This is a genomic window from Methanolobus profundi (assembly GCF_900114835.1).
In the GTDB taxonomy this organism is placed as follows: Archaea; Halobacteriota; Methanosarcinia; order Methanosarcinales; family Methanosarcinaceae; genus Methanolobus; species Methanolobus profundi.
Window position 1 is genome coordinate 109,010 of record NZ_FOUJ01000004.1, and the last position, 19,465, is coordinate 128,474.

Genomic DNA, 19,465 nt, shown 5'->3' on the forward strand with positions numbered 1-19,465 from the left:
TTGAACTATGTCAGATACATCCAAAGTTTAACATTCAAAAACAATAAGATGATCAAAGAGTTGCTAAAAATAGAAATGGTGTGAAGTTAATCACACCTTGTCCAGCCACATGCTGAACAACTTCTACATCCATCGATACGTCTTATGGCTTCACCACATTCCGGGCAAACACCCTTCAATGAGGTCTGTACTTTAATTGTCTTTTGAGCACTTTTTGGTGCTGCAATTGCTTTTCTCACATTGCCTGAAGCAGGATCTTGTGTCAACGACCTGATATAATTGGCCACGATCGAAGGACATGACTTACCATCGGTATCACGGCCTTTACATGCATCACATTGGATCTTACTCCAGTGATGTGTCAGACTCTTGATATTCGCTCTTCCCTGCAATGCAAGTGAGACGGTGATTGCAAGTGCAGCAGAATGAGCCTTACATCCACCGCCTACTGTGGTCATGAACAACTCCCAGAGGATCGCATCGTCACCATCATTTATTGGATTCTCGAACGATTTACAATATAGTTCACCACACCCGGTTGTGAACTTTGTCCTTTTACCGTTCACAGTTTCCTTTGGATGCAGGTCAATTTTGGTATTGTAATCCAGTCTGAAGAGATTCACCCTCTGAAGAAGCTCACACTTCTCTTCAGGAGAGAGATCCACCATTGCAGAAGCAAGAGTATCAGGGTTCATTATGTCGATCTGGGTAGGAGCGATATCCTCTGCAATATCAGCTTCTTCGGCATCCGTATCTCCACATATTTCAAGGAGTTTTATATCATCCTTGCCTGATTCCTTTGCAGCAACGATAACCTGGTCATCCCTTGAACCATCACGATAAACTGTGAGACCCTTGCAACCGAGCTTCCAGGCCATCATATACAGTTCCCCGATCTGCTCAGATGTAGCATCATAAGGTAGATTGATGGTCTTTGAGACAGCATTGTCAACATACTTCTGAACTGTAGCCTGCATCTTCACATGGTCTTCTGGTGAAATATCGAAAGCTGTGACAAAGTATTCTTTCACATGGTCCGGGACCTCGTCCAGGTCCCTAATCTTCAGAGAGGGAGTTGTTCTGAGCTTTTCCATCAGTTCTTCAGAATAGAAGTCCTCTTCCTTTGCTACCTGCTCAAAGAGAGGATGGACCTGAATGAACTCGCTATCAACGATCTTTCTCTTATACACATAATTGAAGTTAGGTTCAATTCCAAATGACACGCCGGCGAATGTTGCAAGCGTACCTGTAGGTGCAATTGTTGTGATCTGACAATTTCTTGGCGTCTTCTGTGAAGGAAGAGATCCTTGCTGGAACTCGGGGAATGTGCCGAATTCACGGCCAAGCATGTTTGATGTTTCCCATCCAACCTCATCAATGAACTTCATTACCTCTCCGACCATTTCACGACCTGCATCACTGTCATACGGTAATTTCATGTACAACAACATGTCTGCAAGTCCCATGACACCTAATCCAATGGGTCTGGTCTTGTGTGCCATATCATGGATCTCAGTTAATGGGAAATGGTTCACATCTATGACCTTATCGAGGAATGTGACTGCAATTTCAGTGATCTTCCTGAGACGGTCAAAGTCAATTTCATAGCTGCCGTCTTCTGTAGCTTTTAGCATATTGACCAGGTTTATTGAACCGAGGTTACATACACCGAATGGAATGAAATAGAACTCACCACATGGGTTCGATGATCTTATCGCACCAAGATGAGGAACAGGATTTGTGGAATTCACTGCATCAATGAATATCATTCCGGGTTCGCCGGATTCCCAGGCGTTCTCGCATATGATATCGAATATCTCACGTGCATCCATAAGGACAGTTTCCTTATTATGAGGATTCACCAGTTCAAAATTATCGCCCTTCTCAACAGCAGCCATGAAAACATCAGATACAGCAACGGACAAATTGAAGTTTGTCATGGTTTTGTCATTCTTCTTACAAAGGATGAAGTCAAGAATATCCGGATGGTCCACACGGAGAGTGCCCATGTTAGCACCACGCCTCATGCCACCCTGTTTGACCTCTTCTGTAGTTGCATTGATGATCTTCATCCAGCTTAGAGGACCGGATGCAACACCATTTGTTGATGATACAGGGGATCCTTTTGGTCTGGTCGAAGAGAAGTCAAAACCAGTTCCTCCACCGCTTTTATGGACAATTGCAGTGTTCTTGACGGTTTCCATTATTTCAACGATATCATCTTCAACAGGCAGTATGAAACATGCTGAAAGCTGTTGCCTGTCACCGTCTTTACCTGCGTTTGCCAATGTAGGGGAATTTGGCAGGAAATCAAGGTTGTACATTATGTTAAAGAAGTCCTCAGCTAATTCCTTGTCACCATTTGCTATTACGAATGAGACCCTTTCACATAATCCTCTCCAATCCTCCCCTTCATGGTAATACCTTTTACCAAGAATATCTTCAGCAATGGGGCTAAGTGTTTTGCATTGCGTCGTTATTTCCATTTTTTCACCTCATATATTTGAACTAACAAGTTCGTGATCTGTACTCCAGCGACCGATCTTCAGCCGTGTAAAGATACTTAACATTCAGACTCGAGTGGAGCTACGTAATTATTTTAAAAGTGCGCATGTCGTTGAACAAAGTTGCCAGTTCCAGTTTCCGGATATTTATTTTAACAAGGCTGCTACATAGCCAAAGAACATGATCCGACATTCAAAGTGGCAGAACTATAATTCTTATTTCTAGCCTTCACTTCCTGCCTCCATGCCGAATTCCATCCACCCACATTGGAAACTATAAACGACAACAATTGACAGCTCTGGTGCACATAATGACCCATACAATATGGATATAACGGTTGATCCTACCTAGCCTTGAATATCCATTAACAAAAAGTATAGCATTAATGAATTCTGACGAATGTATGACAAATAATAAATAAGAGATGATCAGCCTATTAATAGTATAACAAATGGGGTTAGAACATGAGGTATAAACTAATTACTAGTGTATTGCTATTGGTAACGATAACTTTGGCAGGTATAACTGTCACGTCAGCAACACCCGATGCTCTCGGGGCCTTCAACCAAACATATAGCGTAGAGGGGACAGTACTTGATTCATGTGCTACATGTCACACGGAAGATGCCCTGACACCTTATGGAATGGATGTTCTGGCAAGCGGACTGGATTTTGCAGCAACAGAAGAGACCGACTCTGATGAAGATGGCTTCACAAATATAGAAGAGATCAATGCCCTGACATTTCCGGGAGATGCCGAAGATTATCCTGAGACCATGATGGATGAAATGGAAGAAGAAGCAGAGGACATGGAGCCTATGGAAGAGGAGGCTGCAAGCGAAGAAACATCTGGTAATCAATCTCCAGGATTTGAAATGGTCTTTGCAATTGCAGGAATAGCATCAGCTGCATACCTGAAAAGAAGAAGATGATCAGAAAGATGTCACATCGTTCCGGTAACATTCCGGAACGACCTTTCTTCTAATTTTTATTGATCCGATCCTATCTCTCTTTTTTCTGTCCCTTAATTAAAATTGGATCGAACATAGTTCCTAAACATTACCTATCATCAATACCCAGTTTCTTCTTTGCCTCGTCTGACATCTCATCCGGGGTCCACGGGGAATCGAATACGAACTCTACCTCAACATCCTTTACACCCTCAATACCCAGGACCTTGTCCCTTACATCATCACCGATCCTCTGGTGCATGGGACAGCCCGGAGTCGTCAGTGTGAGTTTGATGTGGACACTATCCCCTTCTATATCTATTCCCCTGACAAAACCCAGGTCAACTATATTGACAGGTATTTCAGGGTCATAACACTCCCGCAGGACATCTATTACTTCTTTCTCTGTGACCATAGTTACCACTCCCTGTTCGGTCATTTATCGACATATCCCTTATTGGAAATTCTGACTGGCATCTATAAAGATGTTTGTGATACGAAATATCAGCCTGACGAAATAGAAAAAATTTCACAAAATATTTATACAACGTACTCTTCCATTTATATGGTACGTATGAATGACAGTGGAAGTTCTTCAAGCACTATGAGAATAATGCTTGTGATTCTCTTATATGTAGCAATGATATTTGTCATGGGGTTAGCTGCAGGATATATGAATCTCAAATGATAGCAGTATTATAGACAGCCATTCTACTAACTGGCTAATTATCAGCATACTGAGTTGCTACTATCGTTCTTATTTTCTATTTGAAAGCAAAAATAAACAAATGGAAGCCACAAAGACTTCCAATATCTAAGTTAACTACTGCCTTTTTATTTTGGAACAAAACATAGCAAATCCGAACATTGACAATGCAAGTATCATACCGAATCCAGGGGACTCCTCTTCCGCATAGTCCTCTGAGGGTTCCTCAAGTGGCATTGATTCATCCATTGCTTCCTCGACTTCATTCACAACCATATCCACTACCATTTCCTCATCAGATCCTAGGGAATCGAAATCTTCCATATCTGAATCATCTACCTCTGGTTCTTCTACTTGTGGTATCTCCACAAAGAATGATGTGTATGGAGTCACAAAACCATATACTAATGACAGAGCAGTTACCTCGGAGACAAGTTCATCGGTCTCGCCTTCGACCTTCATCATATCGAGTTTATCCCTGATAGTATTGTAAGCCCATAGGCGTGGAATGAAACTGTTATCATCCATGGTCTGAACAGAGAACTTATGCTCAGAGGTATAATCTCCATCTCCGGTGCTGCCATCTGCCACTGCAGTAATGACCGATGCACCCTCATCATAGTTACCCAGGATAATTGCCTCAGAACCTGCAAAAAGATGATCCTTACCTGTGATAACCACATTCGTGCCTTCATCATAGGTAAACACCAGGTCTGTCACAAGTGGTGTTGAGATGGTCTCATAGAAATCACTTATACCTGCCGATGCTTCGGAGTTCTCCTCAAAATAGACCGCTATGCCTTTGTTTTCAAGGCTCAGTGCCTGAAGGAAATTAAAATCATAACTATATTCATTTCCAAAGGCTATGGAGAATATAGCTGCATCCACATTGTTAGCTTCCAGCACGTTCTGCCTGATCACCGCAGTTGATGTGACCCCTTCTGTAGGTTCACCATCTGTCAGGAACACTATGACTGGTACATTGTCACTCTTTGCGTAGAACATTTCAAGTGCTTCCACCAGTGCATCATTGATATTCGTACCTCCCCATGAATCTGTACCAAGCACCTCTGATGCTGCTTGAGCCTTGTTGTCCTCGTTTGCCATCAGGATCTCGTCACTATATGGCATGTCATCCGAATCAAAGAATACTATATTGAAACGGTCATTTTCAGGCAAATCTGTGATGATACTTGAGAATGCTTCTCGCACCTGCTCTATCTTCATGCCATCCATTGAACCGGACTTATCTATCACAAAAATGATATCCTTGTTCAGAGGAGAAGTCCCAAGTTCATCGGCAGTGGGTGAGAATATATGCATGAAATAACCTGTTCCATTGATCTCATAGAACAGCATCTCACCGTCAGAATCTGTATTCTCAGTTTTGAACACAATGGTCATATCCGAATCCTGCAGACCTTCTGAAGAATATTCCACCTTTGCACTGTCTGTGGACGGATAGGAAATATCTGTTTCAAGGCCCGGTGTCTCAACACTCAGAATATCGGTGGATGAACTGATATCCACAGTAACGCTCAGGTCTTCCACAACATGGTTGCTCTGAAGATATTGCAGATATTCGTACTCATCCATTGTTCTTGCAAGAGCCTGCTCATAGGTGAGTTTCACTATGATGCTCTGGTTAGCCTCGAAGTTCAGTGAGTATGAGAAAAGCTCGGTATCTCTTGTTTCCAGCAGACCTGCTGTTCTTCCACTTGATACCGCCTCTGCGAACTTCTGCTGTGCCTCTTCATTCTCAAGGATGTCAGCCTGATATTCTTCTCCATCTATCGTTATGGAGAATGCCGACATGAAAGCGCCCTCAGGTATCAGGAACTGGAATTTGTCCGTTACAGATGAATTACCCGTGTTGTCAAGCTTTTCCTCAACGGTGGTAATGGCATAACCATCGTGTATATTGACATCGATATTCATATAGTCGGACCCAATGTTCGATTGCGCCAGAGAAGGCACTATCAGCGATACGCATGCTAAAGATATAAGCAACAAAACCATAGCCCTTATAGAGCTTTTTTTAAGATCCATGATAACCACATATCCCAACTAGACTGTCAGTACTTTGTAATGTTATACATAGATCATAAAAAGTGTTTTGGCCAGAGTTCAAACTGAATGATAAAAATAATTATCTGCAAACTGCATAAAATGCTTTCATAACTACAAAAATCATGAGTATAAAATGGAAAAATAAAAAATACATTGTAATAATATAAAATATCAAAAGAACGGTTATGAAAAACGAAAATTTAGTAGAATAAACAATTGTAGGATCAATCCAAGTTCCACCAATTACCACAATAACTAACACTATACCTATTAAAATAGTATAGAATATATTTGCAAATGCTCTTTCTTTCAATGCACTACCCAATGAAGACCTTGTATCCACTGCTTTTAACATAACAGCAGAATTTATAAGAAAACCAATTATGATTGATGAAAAAGAAATAACGTAGTTAGATTGTTCTAATTTACAGGAAGCTACAAACAAAGGAAACACAGAAAGCACTACTGCAATTATATAAGGAACAAATATTATCCAAAAGATTATGTGAGAAAGGTGGGCATCTCTTTCTAATTTTGAGTAATTATCCCTTATAATATGTGAGACATCAAAAATCATTGGACTTTCGTTATTTGTCATAGCGATCTGTATTTCCTTGCAACACTGGCTGCATACTCACGTGCTTCGCTCATAACATAATTGTGTGCTATTGTTCCATCTTTTTTTATAACATCTTTATCCATAAGAGGGTAAGATTCTCTAAATTTAAGGTCATCTGAATCAATCTTAACTATGAACTCTCTAAGAGGAGTTGTCACCGTTACTTTTACCCCGTTCATTTCTGAATTCGTTACTTCATAAAATACAGTGTCTTTTGAATTTAAAATCATCTTTTTTAGAAAGGTGGTTAGTTCTTTTACTTTCGCATATGGAACCAAACTTTCGTTTTTAGAAGAGGTTATAGACAGGTTTACACTATTCAAGTTGTCAATTTCAATCAATTCATTGTTATTAAGATTTACACCATCATCTGTTGTTGATAAAATCTTGCTTGCATTATCTTTTGAAACATCGTGAGAAATAAATTCTATTTCTGTTATTCGGTCACCATGGTTCATAATATCAATAAGTTCTTTGCTAACTAAAGGATTGACAGATATAATGGCATTTATTTCATTTTCGTCGCCCAATTCCTTTTTTAACATTTCATTCAATTCTTTTTTTAACATTTCACTTAAAATTGTTTTATATCCATTCCTAGAATAGGTTTGAGCTATTAAATAAGCCTTATTTTCTATCAGTTTATCTTGAAAATAAGTAAAAGTCAAATCAAACACTGGAGTTTTCTCACGATCAATAGACTTTTCGTCAATTTCACCAGTATTAGTATCCATTATTTTTCTTATAATCCCATATTCTCCATAGTAAACTAAAGATTGAAGTATATCCATTTCTTTATCTTTGGTAACCTTCGGAGACTTTTCGAATTTTAATGCTTTTTTGCTTGATTTTTGCAAAAACGGTTTTTTATTATAGGTTGATATCGCATTAGAAATTACATCAATAAGAGATTTATTTGTTCCAAATAGATTATTGATATCTTGGTCTTCTTTTGACCTTTTCTCTCGAATTGTTATAGAATAAGGATGTAAGTTTACTTTAGACATTAAATCATTCCACCTATATTTTAAAATAGAGGTTTCCTTTTGCTTAATCTTTAAGAAGTAAAGACTTGATTAAATAAAAAGTAATCCCACTGAAAAAACATGGACAGAAAATATAAATTCCCCCTGCACAGCACATTTAAACCAGAAAAGGATAGAGTACTATCATAAGAGGAGTAGCTATGGCAATGAAATGCGCTTTATCCGAGGAACTTCCAGTCGATGAATACCTGATAACCGAAGAGCCTTACTATGTACCAGTTGGCAATGAGGTGGAGATATTCACAGCCGCTTACAAGAACCTGCTTCCGGTGAATCTCAAAGGACCTACCGGCTGTGGGAAGACACGGTTCATGGAGTACATGGCATGGAAATTACAGCGGCCTCTGATAACAATTGCCTGTCATGAGGACCTCACCGCCACTGACCTTGTGGGACGTTTTCTGATAAAAGGAGAGAGTGTCGAGTGGAGTGACGGACCTCTCACAAAAGCTGTCAGGGCAGGAGCTATCTGCTACCTTGATGAAGTTGTTGAGGCCAGGAAAGATACCATAGTTGTTATTCACCCACTTACTGACGACAGGCGTATAATCCCTATTGACAAGCTTGGAATAGTTGTTAAGGCACCAGATGAGTTCATGCTTTCTGTCTCATACAACCCCGGATACCAGAGCATTGTCAAGGACATGAAACAGAGCACAAGACAGCGATTCGTTGCTATTGATTTTGATTACCCGCCTGCTGAACTGGAAAAGCAGATCGTTGCCCATGAGAGCAAGGTCGACGAGAACACAGCCACCCAGCTTGTGGAAATAGGGCAGAGTATCAGGAACTTCAAACACCATGGTCTTGAAGAAGGGGTCAGTACACGTCTGTTGATATACGCAGGAAAGCTTATCCAGGAAGGTATCGAGTCGAAGGAAGCCTGCAGGATAGCAATGGCAAAGCCAATAACTGATAATCCTGACCTCCAGAAGAGTATCGATGAGATCATTGCAGCCATAATGGAGTGAACTGATACGTGGCAGAAGACACAGGTAAACAAGTACCTGCCACAACCGGGAAGATCGAAGAACTGATAGCAGGCCATTTTCCAAAACTTGACAGTTCCGAAATTACCGAATTAGCAGCAGGCTTTGAGAACTTAGATGACAAAGAGCTGGAAGCAGTTCTTCACGCTGGTAAAGGAGCACTCAGACGTGGAATGAGAGTGCTTATAGCATACCTTGGTGCTGCCCCCTATGTTTACAGAACCCTCGGGGAGAATGAATTTGAGAACTGGCTTGCCCTTGCTAGAGATATCTCAAAACTAAGCGTATCCTGCTGTGAAGGTTTCTTTGATTCCTCACTTGCGATCATAGAGAAAGGTGGTCTGGAACTACTGGAGAATTGGACGAAAACAGGCATAGCCCTGTCCGAACAGAACAAATGGATGGCAATAGCCTACTTCAAACACACTGGAAAAGTAGTGATATCAACCGAACCTGCAAGGTTCCAGGAACTCGTCGGAAAAGGAGAGATCATAGGCAAGGTCAATGTGAAAGTTGCCGAAGCCTATTTTGAACATCTGTGGCTGCTTCACTCACTGCTTACTACTGAGAATTTTGCCTTGTTCTGCCATATAACAGGACACATTATCAAGGTCCACTGGCTCACAGCGATCGAACTCATAAACATAGCAGTAAAGACATTGCCTGCTGTCCGACCATCGAGAAGAGAAGAACTCCTCTCATCAATGGAAAATATCCTTGAGATGGGGGAAGCCCCCGCAATAGCACTGTTAAGGAATGCAGGACCTATCCTGGAAAAAGCAAATGAGAACGATCTGGAAACACTCGTCACAATTACAATGGATATTGCAACCACTGACAGTGAAAGTGCAAAGGTATTCCTTGATACGATCCCACAATACCTTGACATATTGGAACTAAAAGAAGTAGAGGAATGGAAGGATAAAGCCATATCCGCATTCCCTGCTAACAAAACAGCACTCAGAAATGTGATCCCATCGAGCCTTGCACTTGGAGATCACTATGATGATACAAATAAGGATGCAAGATCGATACTGATAGACAAAGGCATCCAGCTTGCAGATATCCAGCCGGAATGTATCCTCAGTTATTTTGAAAATGCTTCCCTTGCATACAATATCCTAAGCTCTGATATGTTCGAGGAATGGATAGGAACAGGAGAAGGGATAGCCATACAGGGACCTGAATTGGGTTCCAGCTATTACAGGAATTCTGTTCTGACATTAAGTAAAATTGAATCAAAAGAACATGAGGAGATATTCAGTATCGCAAATACTCTTCTTAAAAAAGAAGGAGCCCTTAGCAGCACTTTCTTTGAATTCCTCGGTCCTTTTGTTGACAGGGCAGGAACAGAGAATACAGCAAAGTGGGCTGAGATCGGACTGAAAGTATACTCTAAGGACAGGAAGCTTGCATTGGATTATTTCTCTCACTCACCTTCACTGCTTGAGAAACTGGATATTGGAGAATTGGAAGAGTGGACACTGAAAGGACTTGAAGCTGCAGAGGAAAAGAAAACTGCAGGAAAGGCATATTTCTCACTTGAATCGAAGAGTTCCAGAGAACTGGTAGAAGAGCTCACCGGTGCTGTTGCCCTCAAAAAAGTGGCAAACGTACTTAGATACTATGCCCTTGGACTTTCTGGTAGTAATTTTGTTATACGTTCTATGGCAGCATTACCTCTCCAGATAGAAGCAGAGGGCATGAACCCTATCATAGCAGGCAATACCATTTACCTTGCACCGGGGATGGGGATCTATCAGGATACAGAGGATAATTTCAAGATATACAAGCTCAGTGTGATGCACGAGGTAGGACATGTACGTTTCACATCACTGGATGTGCCACAGGAGAACGTGAATGCACTTGCAGAGAGGATACGAGGAAAATATCCAGCTCCAACCAATGAAGAAGCAACAGAACCTGACCAGAACAACGAAGACATCGACCCTGTTGATCTGCTCTCACTTTTCCCGAACCAGATACTTGCTGCGACCATATTCGGAGTGCTGGAAGATGCACGTGTCGAATACGTGATAATGGACCACTACAAAGGAGTGCGTTCAGACCTTGAAGATGTAAGACACAGGATGCTTCTCATGAGACCTGTACCGGAGGAGGGACTGGAAAGGTTCATGGAGGCACTTTTATGGGTCACTACAGGACATGAACCTGAGTTCGAACTGGAAGAAACTGTCAGATCCACCCTTGACAGGGTCAGGGAAGAACTAAATGAAAATATATTCAACCAGGAGTCAAGCACCTTTTCCTCTCTTGAACTTGCCTTTGGTATATATTCCATGATCGAGGAAGTCTTTGGACCACTTGAACAGATCAAGTACATGATGATCAAAAATATAGGTTATCGTGGAATGGACGTAGGTGCTGCCGGACCTATCGACCCTATGATGACAAAACCCTATGAGAATGTCATCAAGAACTTCATCCCTGAAACTGAAACTGACCTCACAGCTGAGGAGGATAGACCTAAAGAGCAGGCCACTGACAGACCCACGCAGGCAATGGAAAAGAACTGGAAGCTTCTTGGCAGATACAAATATGATGAGTGGGACAGTACGATCAATGACTACAGGTCAGAGTGGAGCACCATAAATGAAATAGAACCTGTGGGAGGGTCCACAGCCTACTATAACAAGGCAATGGAACGTTATTCCAATGAAATATCACTACTAAAGCATACATTTGGTCTGATGAAACCCGAGGTATTCCACAGGTTGAAACAGCAGAACGATGGTACTGAGATCGACATCGATGCCTTCACGGAGTCACTTATCGCAAAGAAATGCGGTGTCAATCCTGACGAAGGACTCTACATCAGGTGGGATAAACACGAAAGGGATGTAGCAACCCTATTCCTGATGGATGTGAGCGCTTCCACACGTAAGGTACTTGGTGCAGATGGCAGAAGCATACTGGAAGTTGAAAAAGATGCACTGATAATAATGAGCCAGGCACTTGAGAGCATAGGGGATAATTATGCAATATACGCTTTTTCCGGCAAGAGCAGGGAAGCTGTTGAGTATTTTGTTATCAAGGAATTCGATGAAAAACTCTCTGATGATGTAGCACGGAGGATAAGTATTCTACAACCTGCGTCCAACACCCGTCTTGGACCAGCCATCCGCCATTCCATAAAGAAACTGGAACACGCAGGTGCAAGTACAAAGATGCTGGTGCTGCTCTCTGATGGTGAACCCTATGACAGGTCAAAGGGAGAGGACTCATATCAGGGAGATATCGCACAGGAAGATACGAGAGTGGCAATTGCTGAGGGAAAGAACAGGGGTATGCATTTCTTCTGCATTACAGTTGATAAGAACCCAGGAGATTACCTGGATAATATCTTTTCCGATGTGGGATACACCATAATCGATGATGCTCTTATGCTGCCTGAAACACTGCCATTGTTGTATAAGAGACTGACAACGTGAACTATCTGCCTAAGAATAAATAAAAAGGTAAAACGGAGCTTTAGCTCCGTTTACTGTACATTACATATGCACCTACTAGCAGGACCGATATTCCTCCCAGTATTGCAAGAATACCCGTAGAACTTCCGGAAGTTTCTGAATCTCCTTCAACTGTTATATCTTCCGTACTTTCATCACCTACAGACATCTTAGTATCCTCTTCAACGATATCGGTCACCTCGGCCTCTGAACCTATCACGAATGGAGAGAATCCTGGAGTCTCGCTCTCAAAGTGAACAAATTCATCGTCTTCCTCGGTCACAGAAGTAGGAAGTGCATTCCATGAACCATCTGTATACCTATAGAGATGCACTGTGCTTGCTACGATATTGTTTTCTTCAAGCCATGATCTTTCAACCTTGAAAGTGATCAACAGGTTCTCAACATTCTCCGGAGTTACAAACCCGGATTTACCAACCCAGATATTCATCTGCTGGTAGACAGTACCTGGTGCATCAAGGTCTGCAAATGATGACCGACCTTTCAATACTTCAACAATTGTTGATATCTTACCAGAGTTCTTCAGGGAATCGAACTGAACTGATGAGATAGCATTGCCATCTTTCGTGAACTCGTAATTGACATGTGAGTCCTTATTTACAAAGATGTTCAGCACATCCTTTACAAGAATATTCTCATACTTTTCGCCAGTGGTACCCCCGCCACCGCCTCCACCACCAGAGGAGCCACTTCCACTGGATGAAACACTGCTACCGATATCAATCGGATCATCGGACTCTGGAATATCAAATACAGTAATTCCATATGTAGAGAAGTGAGACACATAAGCTGTCCAGCATTCTTTACCATTGATGATATCTATTGAAGTTGAACAATTATCCCATTTGTATGAGGTCTCATTGTAATAACGAATGGAAACATCCTCTTTGGTCATTCCATCAGGTAAAACCACTGGATCTGTAGGTATTGCGATCAAAGCGCCTGACATGTTCTCCGCAAGAGCTTCATCCAGTTCAACATTAAAGAAATAAAGGCCGATCGATCCATCGTTCAGATCTTCCATTGGTTGAGTACTTTCTGTTACTATTATGGAACCAGTGGTATCATTAGTTCCATTAAAAATAATGGACATACCAAATTCACTACTGTTGAATATTCCTGTTCCATTGCCATAGACCATTGTTTCAAAGTACATCACTGAAGTGCTCTCACCAATGTTACCGGCAAGGTCAGTACCTTTTACATTCACGTAGAACACAATGTCAGTACCACGCGGGAAATATCCTGTCCATTTACTACCATCCTGATAGACTGTGATGGAATCGGAGTTCACTGCAACCTGAGGAGTTTCAGTAAGGTTTTCAGAAACACTTACTGTGACATTCCTATGGGTTTCGTTGTACTGAGAAGTTATTGAGGAAAAGGCAGGAGATGTGTGATCAACTACTACCAGCGTTTCAGAAATTGTGGAATTAGTATTCATTGCAGGATCACTTGCAGTAGCACTCAGGTTATAGTGCCCTTCATCCAGTGATGAAAGGTCGAACTCTGCACTCCACTTGTTATTGATAAGTTCTGCATTTATACTAACGCCATTATCAGTGGGGACCAGGTCAAGTGTGTATCCTACAAAGTTCACATCTTCAGACACTGATGTGTTCACTACAAGACTGGAACTACTATAAACATAGCTTCCCTGAGTAACATGCCCGATGATCTCATCAATGCTGATCACAGGAACTGTGTTGTCTACAACAACAATAACATCTTTTGATGCTGAATTCCCGAGTTCATCATAGCTTATCAAGCTCATAGTGTAAGTTCCGCTTGGCACAGCTTTACCAAGAGAATCACTTGTATTCCAGTACAATGTCAAACTGTATTCACCTGAAACTATGTGATTGGTCAGATCCTGGGTGAAAACCACATGTCCTGAACTGTTCACTATCTGAAACTCACTTTTCAGAAGATACATATCACTGCTATTGAGTGTTATGTCAACTGGATTGTTCACACTGATATTACTCTCAAAACCAACACTTATGCCGACTAAAGGATCACCATCATCAACTACAATTGTATCACTTACTTCAGATGACCAGGCGCCATCATTGTCCTGAACCTTGAAATAGATAGTATGCTCTCCTGCAGAAAGGGACGATGTTGAAAAATCTGAACTGGTATTCAATTGGCCATCTATATCTGATCTCCAGTTATATGCAACAACATAACCATCAATATCAGTACCTGAACCTGCAAAATCAACGACCTCACTAATATTAGATGGGTCAGGGGAAATAGAATCAATGATCGCAAGAGGTTTTCCATTGAGACCTTCATTTATGGTCAAGATAGATGATACCTCTTCAGACCACGCATCATCATCATCCTGAACCTTAAAGTAGATGGTGTGAACTCCTGGAGAAAGAGCATTGGTACTAAAACTTGCTGAATTATTCAAGTAACCATCGATACTGGACCTCCAATTATAACCAGTAACTATACCATCTACATCATTTCCGAGACCTGTAAATGAAACGTATTCATTTTCACTGGCTGGATTGGGAGACATAGATGATATTGTTGCCACAGGCATTTCATTGGGTATTGTCCCCTCAATTTTACATTCTACAAAAGGATAGTATCTCAGATAAGGATCATCCGCGACCTGTAGATACATTCCAGGGGCAAATTCAATTATATCTCCTTCGCTGAGCAAAAGTGTACGGGAATTATACATTTTTATAGTACCACCCCAGGTAGTATCAACAAAAAGCTCCCCGAACTCATCGCCTGCATCAACTGAAACTATATCCTGATGATCTATCAGATAGAGACCATCGACTACCACAAAACTACCATCTCCATCCTCAGAAACTTCATTGATATGTACTCTGGATACTATAACATCATTCTGGCTTCCAACATTCGGATCATAATCCCAGGTTGCTTCACCGCCTGTTACATCGATAACTTCATCTTCAACGAATACACCATCTTTGGAAAGATCCATCCAGACCTTATCTTCTTCTACATCGATCTGCTTTGCAGTCAGTTCATATCCATTCGGAAGATCAAGGACGGAACCGGTCCTTAGTGTATAATTATAACTGCTATCGACAAGCAACTTCGCAAGCTCTCCGGGATCTGTATCCGAAAGGGAGACATATTCCTCACCAAAGAGACCTATTACAGGATATGTGGTATTGTAGAGAACAGTATCCTCAACATTGAACTCTGCAGCATACTCTGCCTGTACGATCGAGGTTGTATAACTGAGCCCTCCTTCATCAGGAAGAACCGGACCACTGTTTATGATCGTCAGTTCTTCTGAGCGAATATCATTATCGAGATCATACATAAATCCTGCAAAGTTGAGAGCCGTCCATGAAGAAGAACCGGTTGCAACAGCCCCCCTTAACTGGTGAACTCCCTGTTCTGTGCATTCCTCCATCAGATAGAACCGAAGGTCATCATCATCCGCGACCTTGAATTCCAGACCTTCTGCTATATTCACAGTATCACTCCTGTTCAGTGTTAATGATCTGTGATTGAGCATTGTGATCGAATCGGAAATACTGTCAACTTCAAGTTCACCGAATTTATCAGATGGGTCCACTTCAAGAATGTTGTCAAAATCCAGGAGCCAAAGACCTTCCACGACTACAAGATCATCAACACTTCCCTGAAAGATATCAGTAATGAGCAACCTGAAGACGATGACATCATTCTGATCGCCCACATCTCTTTTATAATCCCATGTTGCTTCCCCTACCGTGATATCAATAACATGATCTTCAATGAATTCTCCATCTCTGGAGAGTTCCATCAAGACTTTATCTCCTTCTACATCGATCTGCTGTGCAGTCAATTCATATCCATTGGCAAGATCAAGCGTAGAACCGGCCCTAAGTGTGTACTTGTCGTCTGTGTCAACAAGGAGCCGGACAAGTTCTCCTGCATCATCATCAGCCGTTGCAACATATTTATTCCCAAAAAGACCGAGCACGGGGTAAGTATCATTATGAACAGAGGCATCTTCACTTGCAAAGTCAGCTTCGTATCCCATCTGCACAATAGACACATTATACCACAATTCTCCCTGAGGTATTGACCTGCCATAAATATTGTAAATTGTGATACACTCTGAACCAATGCCGTTATCGACATCATACCAGAATCCTGAAAAATCAGTTGGCCTGATTATTATATCAGATACAGTTGAAATAACAGAGCTTCGGAACTCAAACTCATCAACTGTCCTTGGGTCTTTTTTAATGAGCCATTCCCATTCCGTTGTTGCACTGCCATTCTCATTTGAAGCAACCACTTTCACAGCATGTTCTCCGTATGAAGGTGGCAGGGCGTAGTATGAAGAATTTGTTGAAGAAAGAGTGGACTGTACATTTACATCATCAAGGAACCATGTAATATTTGCAGCCTGATTCAAATTTATCCTGAAAAGCTGGGATGTACTCTCTGAGCCTTCAATGGTCTTTGATGGACTGAAAGATACAAACATCAGAGTCTCTTGCTCATTATAGCTTTCAACAAAAGGATAATACCTCAATGCAGGATCATCTGCTACCTGTAGATTCATACCAGGAGCAAATTCAATAGTGTTTCCTTCATTGAGAATAATTGTATCGGAATTATACATTGTGATAGTGCCATCCAGGATAGTATCGACCACAAGCCATTCAAACTCATCACCAGACCCTACGGAAAGTATATCCTTATAGTCTAGCAGATAAAGACCGTCAACTATAGCGAAACCGCCGGTAGCATCCTCTGAAACATCACTGACATGGACCCTGAGAACAATGACCTCTGCCTGCCCTCCAACAGCAGTAGAATAGTCCCAGGTCACCGGGCTTGCTGTAGTATCAATTACTTTATCCTCAATGAACACACCATCCTTTGAGAGTTCCATCAAGACCGTATCATCTGCCACATCGATCTGCTTTACGGTCAGTTCAAAGCCTTCAGGAAGGGTAATTATTGAATCGGTCCTGAGGGAATAATTGCCACCATCATCAACAAGTAACTTCACAAGTTCATCAGGGTCGGTATCCGAAAGAGAAACATATTTTTCGCCAAAAAGACCGACCACAGGGTAGGTGGTATTGTAGAGAACAGTGTCCTCATCGTTGAACTCGCCATTATAATCTGCCTGCACTACAGAAGTTGTATAGACGAGTGATCCTGCAGCAATGGATCTGCTGTAAATGTCTATGATCTCAAGTCCTTCAGAATAAATATTGTTATCAAGGTCATACATAAATCCTGAAAAATTAAGGCCGTTCCAGGCAGAAGGACCAGTTACAACAGTTCCTCTGAGCTCATGCATTCCCTGTTCCGTACATTCCTTCATCAGATAGAACCTAAGATCATTGTCATCTGCGATCTTGATCTTCATATTTTCTGCTATGTCCACAGTATCTCCCATGGACAATGCCAAAGACCTTTGATTGTACATTACAATAGTATCAGAAACACTGTCAACCTCAAGTTCACCGAATTCATCAGATGGTTCTACTTCAAGGATATCTTCAAAATCCAGAAGCCAAAGACCTTCTATGACTACAAGATCATCAACCTGACCCTGGAAAATATCAGTTATAAGTACTCTGAAGACGATGACATCATCCTGATTTCCAACGTCTCTGGCATAATCCCAGGTTACTTCACCAGAGGTCACATCAAGAATTTCATTCTCAATAAGTTCACCATCTTTGGAGAACTCCATCAGGACCTTGTCACCTTCAACATCGATCTGCTTTGCAGTAAGCTCATATCCATCCGGGAGCTCAAGTACAGAATCGGTCCTGAGTGTATATTTATCACCTGTGTCAAGAAGAAGAGGGACAAGTTCTCCTGCATCATCATCGTCCGTTGCAACATAATCTTTCCCAAAAAGACCGATCACAGGATAAGTATCACTATAAATAGAGGAATCGTCGCTTGCAAAGTCAGCTTCATACCCTATCTGCACGATCGATGATCTATAGAAAAGAGATACTTCAGGGATCGTTCTGCCATACATATTATAAATAGTCAGAACCTCAGAACCGATACCCTCATCAATATCATACCAGAAGCCGGAAAAATCAGTTGGTGTTATAACTACACCGGAGATTCCCGATATGATAGGACCCCTAATATCTTTTACATTGCTTGTATTGATCTCTATTGCATTCGCAACACCCACACCAAATAATGACATGATGAGGATTAACCCAATAAATAATGTTTTTAGTTTCACCACAGTACCACCTATAATAACGTGGTGAGAAATAAACAAACATACAATATAAATTTTGTCAAATCATTAATTTTTAGGAATAATATTATAGAATTTTGACAATATATGACTCTATAAGGACATAAAACAGACAGTGTTTTTTCCGATGTAGGATACACCATAATCGATGATGCTCTTATGCTGCCTGAAACACTGCCGCTGTTGTATAAGAGACTGACAACGTAAAAAAAAATAGAAAAAAGGTAGATCGATGATGGAATAAAAAGAGAGGATAAGGATCCTGTATCCTCAATAGCTTGCGTGTATCTTTGCTTCCAATGTTGTATCTTTGGACTCGCTCCATTTAGCATCAAGGGAGATATTGGCCTTAAAACCGGTCTTATGCTTGAAATCGACCTTCTGCCCTTTTTTTACTCCTTTTTTATTCAGGATGGTGCTGCTGCCGTCCTTGACAACGATATCCCATGTTCCTTCATCTGGAGAAGTTATCTCGAAATTGCCTGAGATGGTCACCCATGCTGTTGTCTGGGAAACTGACTGATGACCCTTTCCATTCTTGACCGGAAGCTTGAAAGTGATATCTTTGGTACCACCAAGAAGGACCTCTTCCTGGGATAGTGCGATCAGTTTCTTCAACTGAGCATCGTTTATCCCGATATGCCCCATTATGTCATTATGCACAGAGTTCATCATTCCAGTCATATTTGCATTCTCTATTTGTTCACTCATTTTTATCTCTCCTTGCCCAACCCTGTACCAAACTGCAACGGAAATATCAACCAGACATCTTTATTTTCATTGAATAATATATCCAAAAATAATAGTTGTCTGCACTTCCTGAATATATCTTATTAAATATAAAA

Annotated in this window: 10 protein-coding genes; 3 read left to right on the top strand and 7 right to left on the bottom strand. The window is 41.3% G+C overall.

Annotation, left to right across the window (positions count from 1 at the left end):
- Nucleotides 1-86: 86 nt before the first annotated feature.
- A complete protein-coding gene (locus BM008_RS09905) occupies nt 87-2,486 on the bottom strand; it encodes an adenosylcobalamin-dependent ribonucleoside-diphosphate reductase (RefSeq protein WP_091936539.1) in 2,400 nt (799 codons plus the stop codon).
- Between the two features lie 483 nt (nt 2,487-2,969).
- Here BM008_RS09905 and BM008_RS09910 point away from each other — a divergent pair, with 483 nt between their 5' ends.
- A complete protein-coding gene (locus BM008_RS09910; protein ID WP_143072341.1) occupies nt 2,970-3,437 on the top strand; it encodes a PGF-CTERM sorting domain-containing protein in 468 nt (155 codons plus the stop codon).
- 127 nt (nt 3,438-3,564) lie between these two features.
- On the opposite strand, the gene BM008_RS09915 is transcribed toward BM008_RS09910, so the two are convergent.
- From BM008_RS09915 to BM008_RS09930, 4 genes are all read right to left on the bottom strand, one after another.
- Nucleotides 3,565-3,870, bottom strand: coding sequence for a metal-sulfur cluster assembly factor (locus tag BM008_RS09915; RefSeq protein ID WP_091936544.1), 306 nt, complete (start codon nt 3,868-3,870; stop codon nt 3,565-3,567).
- Between the two features lie 408 nt (nt 3,871-4,278).
- A complete protein-coding gene (locus BM008_RS09920; RefSeq protein WP_091936546.1) occupies nt 4,279-6,210 on the bottom strand; it encodes a VIT domain-containing protein in 1,932 nt (643 codons plus the stop codon).
- Nucleotides 6,211-6,310: 100 nt separating this feature from the next.
- Nucleotides 6,311-6,829, bottom strand: a complete 519-nt coding sequence (locus BM008_RS09925; protein WP_091936548.1) for a hypothetical protein — start codon at nt 6,827-6,829, stop codon at nt 6,311-6,313.
- Nucleotides 6,826-7,857, bottom strand: a complete 1,032-nt coding sequence (locus BM008_RS09930) for a hypothetical protein (protein WP_091936550.1) — start codon at nt 7,855-7,857, stop codon at nt 6,826-6,828. Before BM008_RS09930 ends, BM008_RS09925 begins: the two co-directional genes overlap by 4 nt.
- A gap of 179 nt (nt 7,858-8,036) precedes the next feature.
- Between BM008_RS09930 and BM008_RS09935 the strand changes: the two genes are divergently transcribed.
- Together BM008_RS09935 and BM008_RS15115 are read left to right on the top strand one after the other, a co-directional pair.
- Nucleotides 8,037-8,867, top strand: a complete 831-nt coding sequence (locus BM008_RS09935) for a CbbQ/NirQ/NorQ/GpvN family protein (RefSeq protein ID WP_091936552.1) — start codon at nt 8,037-8,039, stop codon at nt 8,865-8,867.
- An 8-nt stretch (nt 8,868-8,875) separates the two neighbouring features.
- The gene (locus BM008_RS15115) at nt 8,876-12,337 is read left to right on the top strand and encodes a nitric oxide reductase activation protein NorD (protein ID WP_245747998.1); all 3,462 of its coding nucleotides are present in this window, start codon (nt 8,876-8,878) and stop codon (nt 12,335-12,337) included.
- A gap of 40 nt (nt 12,338-12,377) precedes the next feature.
- On the opposite strand, the gene BM008_RS09945 is transcribed toward BM008_RS15115, so the two are convergent.
- Together BM008_RS09945 and BM008_RS09950 are read right to left on the bottom strand one after the other, a co-directional pair.
- Nucleotides 12,378-18,563, bottom strand: a complete 6,186-nt coding sequence (locus BM008_RS09945) for an S-layer protein domain-containing protein (protein WP_091936554.1) — start codon at nt 18,561-18,563, stop codon at nt 12,378-12,380.
- Between the two features lie 327 nt (nt 18,564-18,890).
- Nucleotides 18,891-19,331, bottom strand: a complete 441-nt coding sequence (locus tag BM008_RS09950) for a hypothetical protein (protein WP_245747999.1) — start codon at nt 19,329-19,331, stop codon at nt 18,891-18,893.
- Nucleotides 19,332-19,465: the final 134 nt, after the last annotated feature.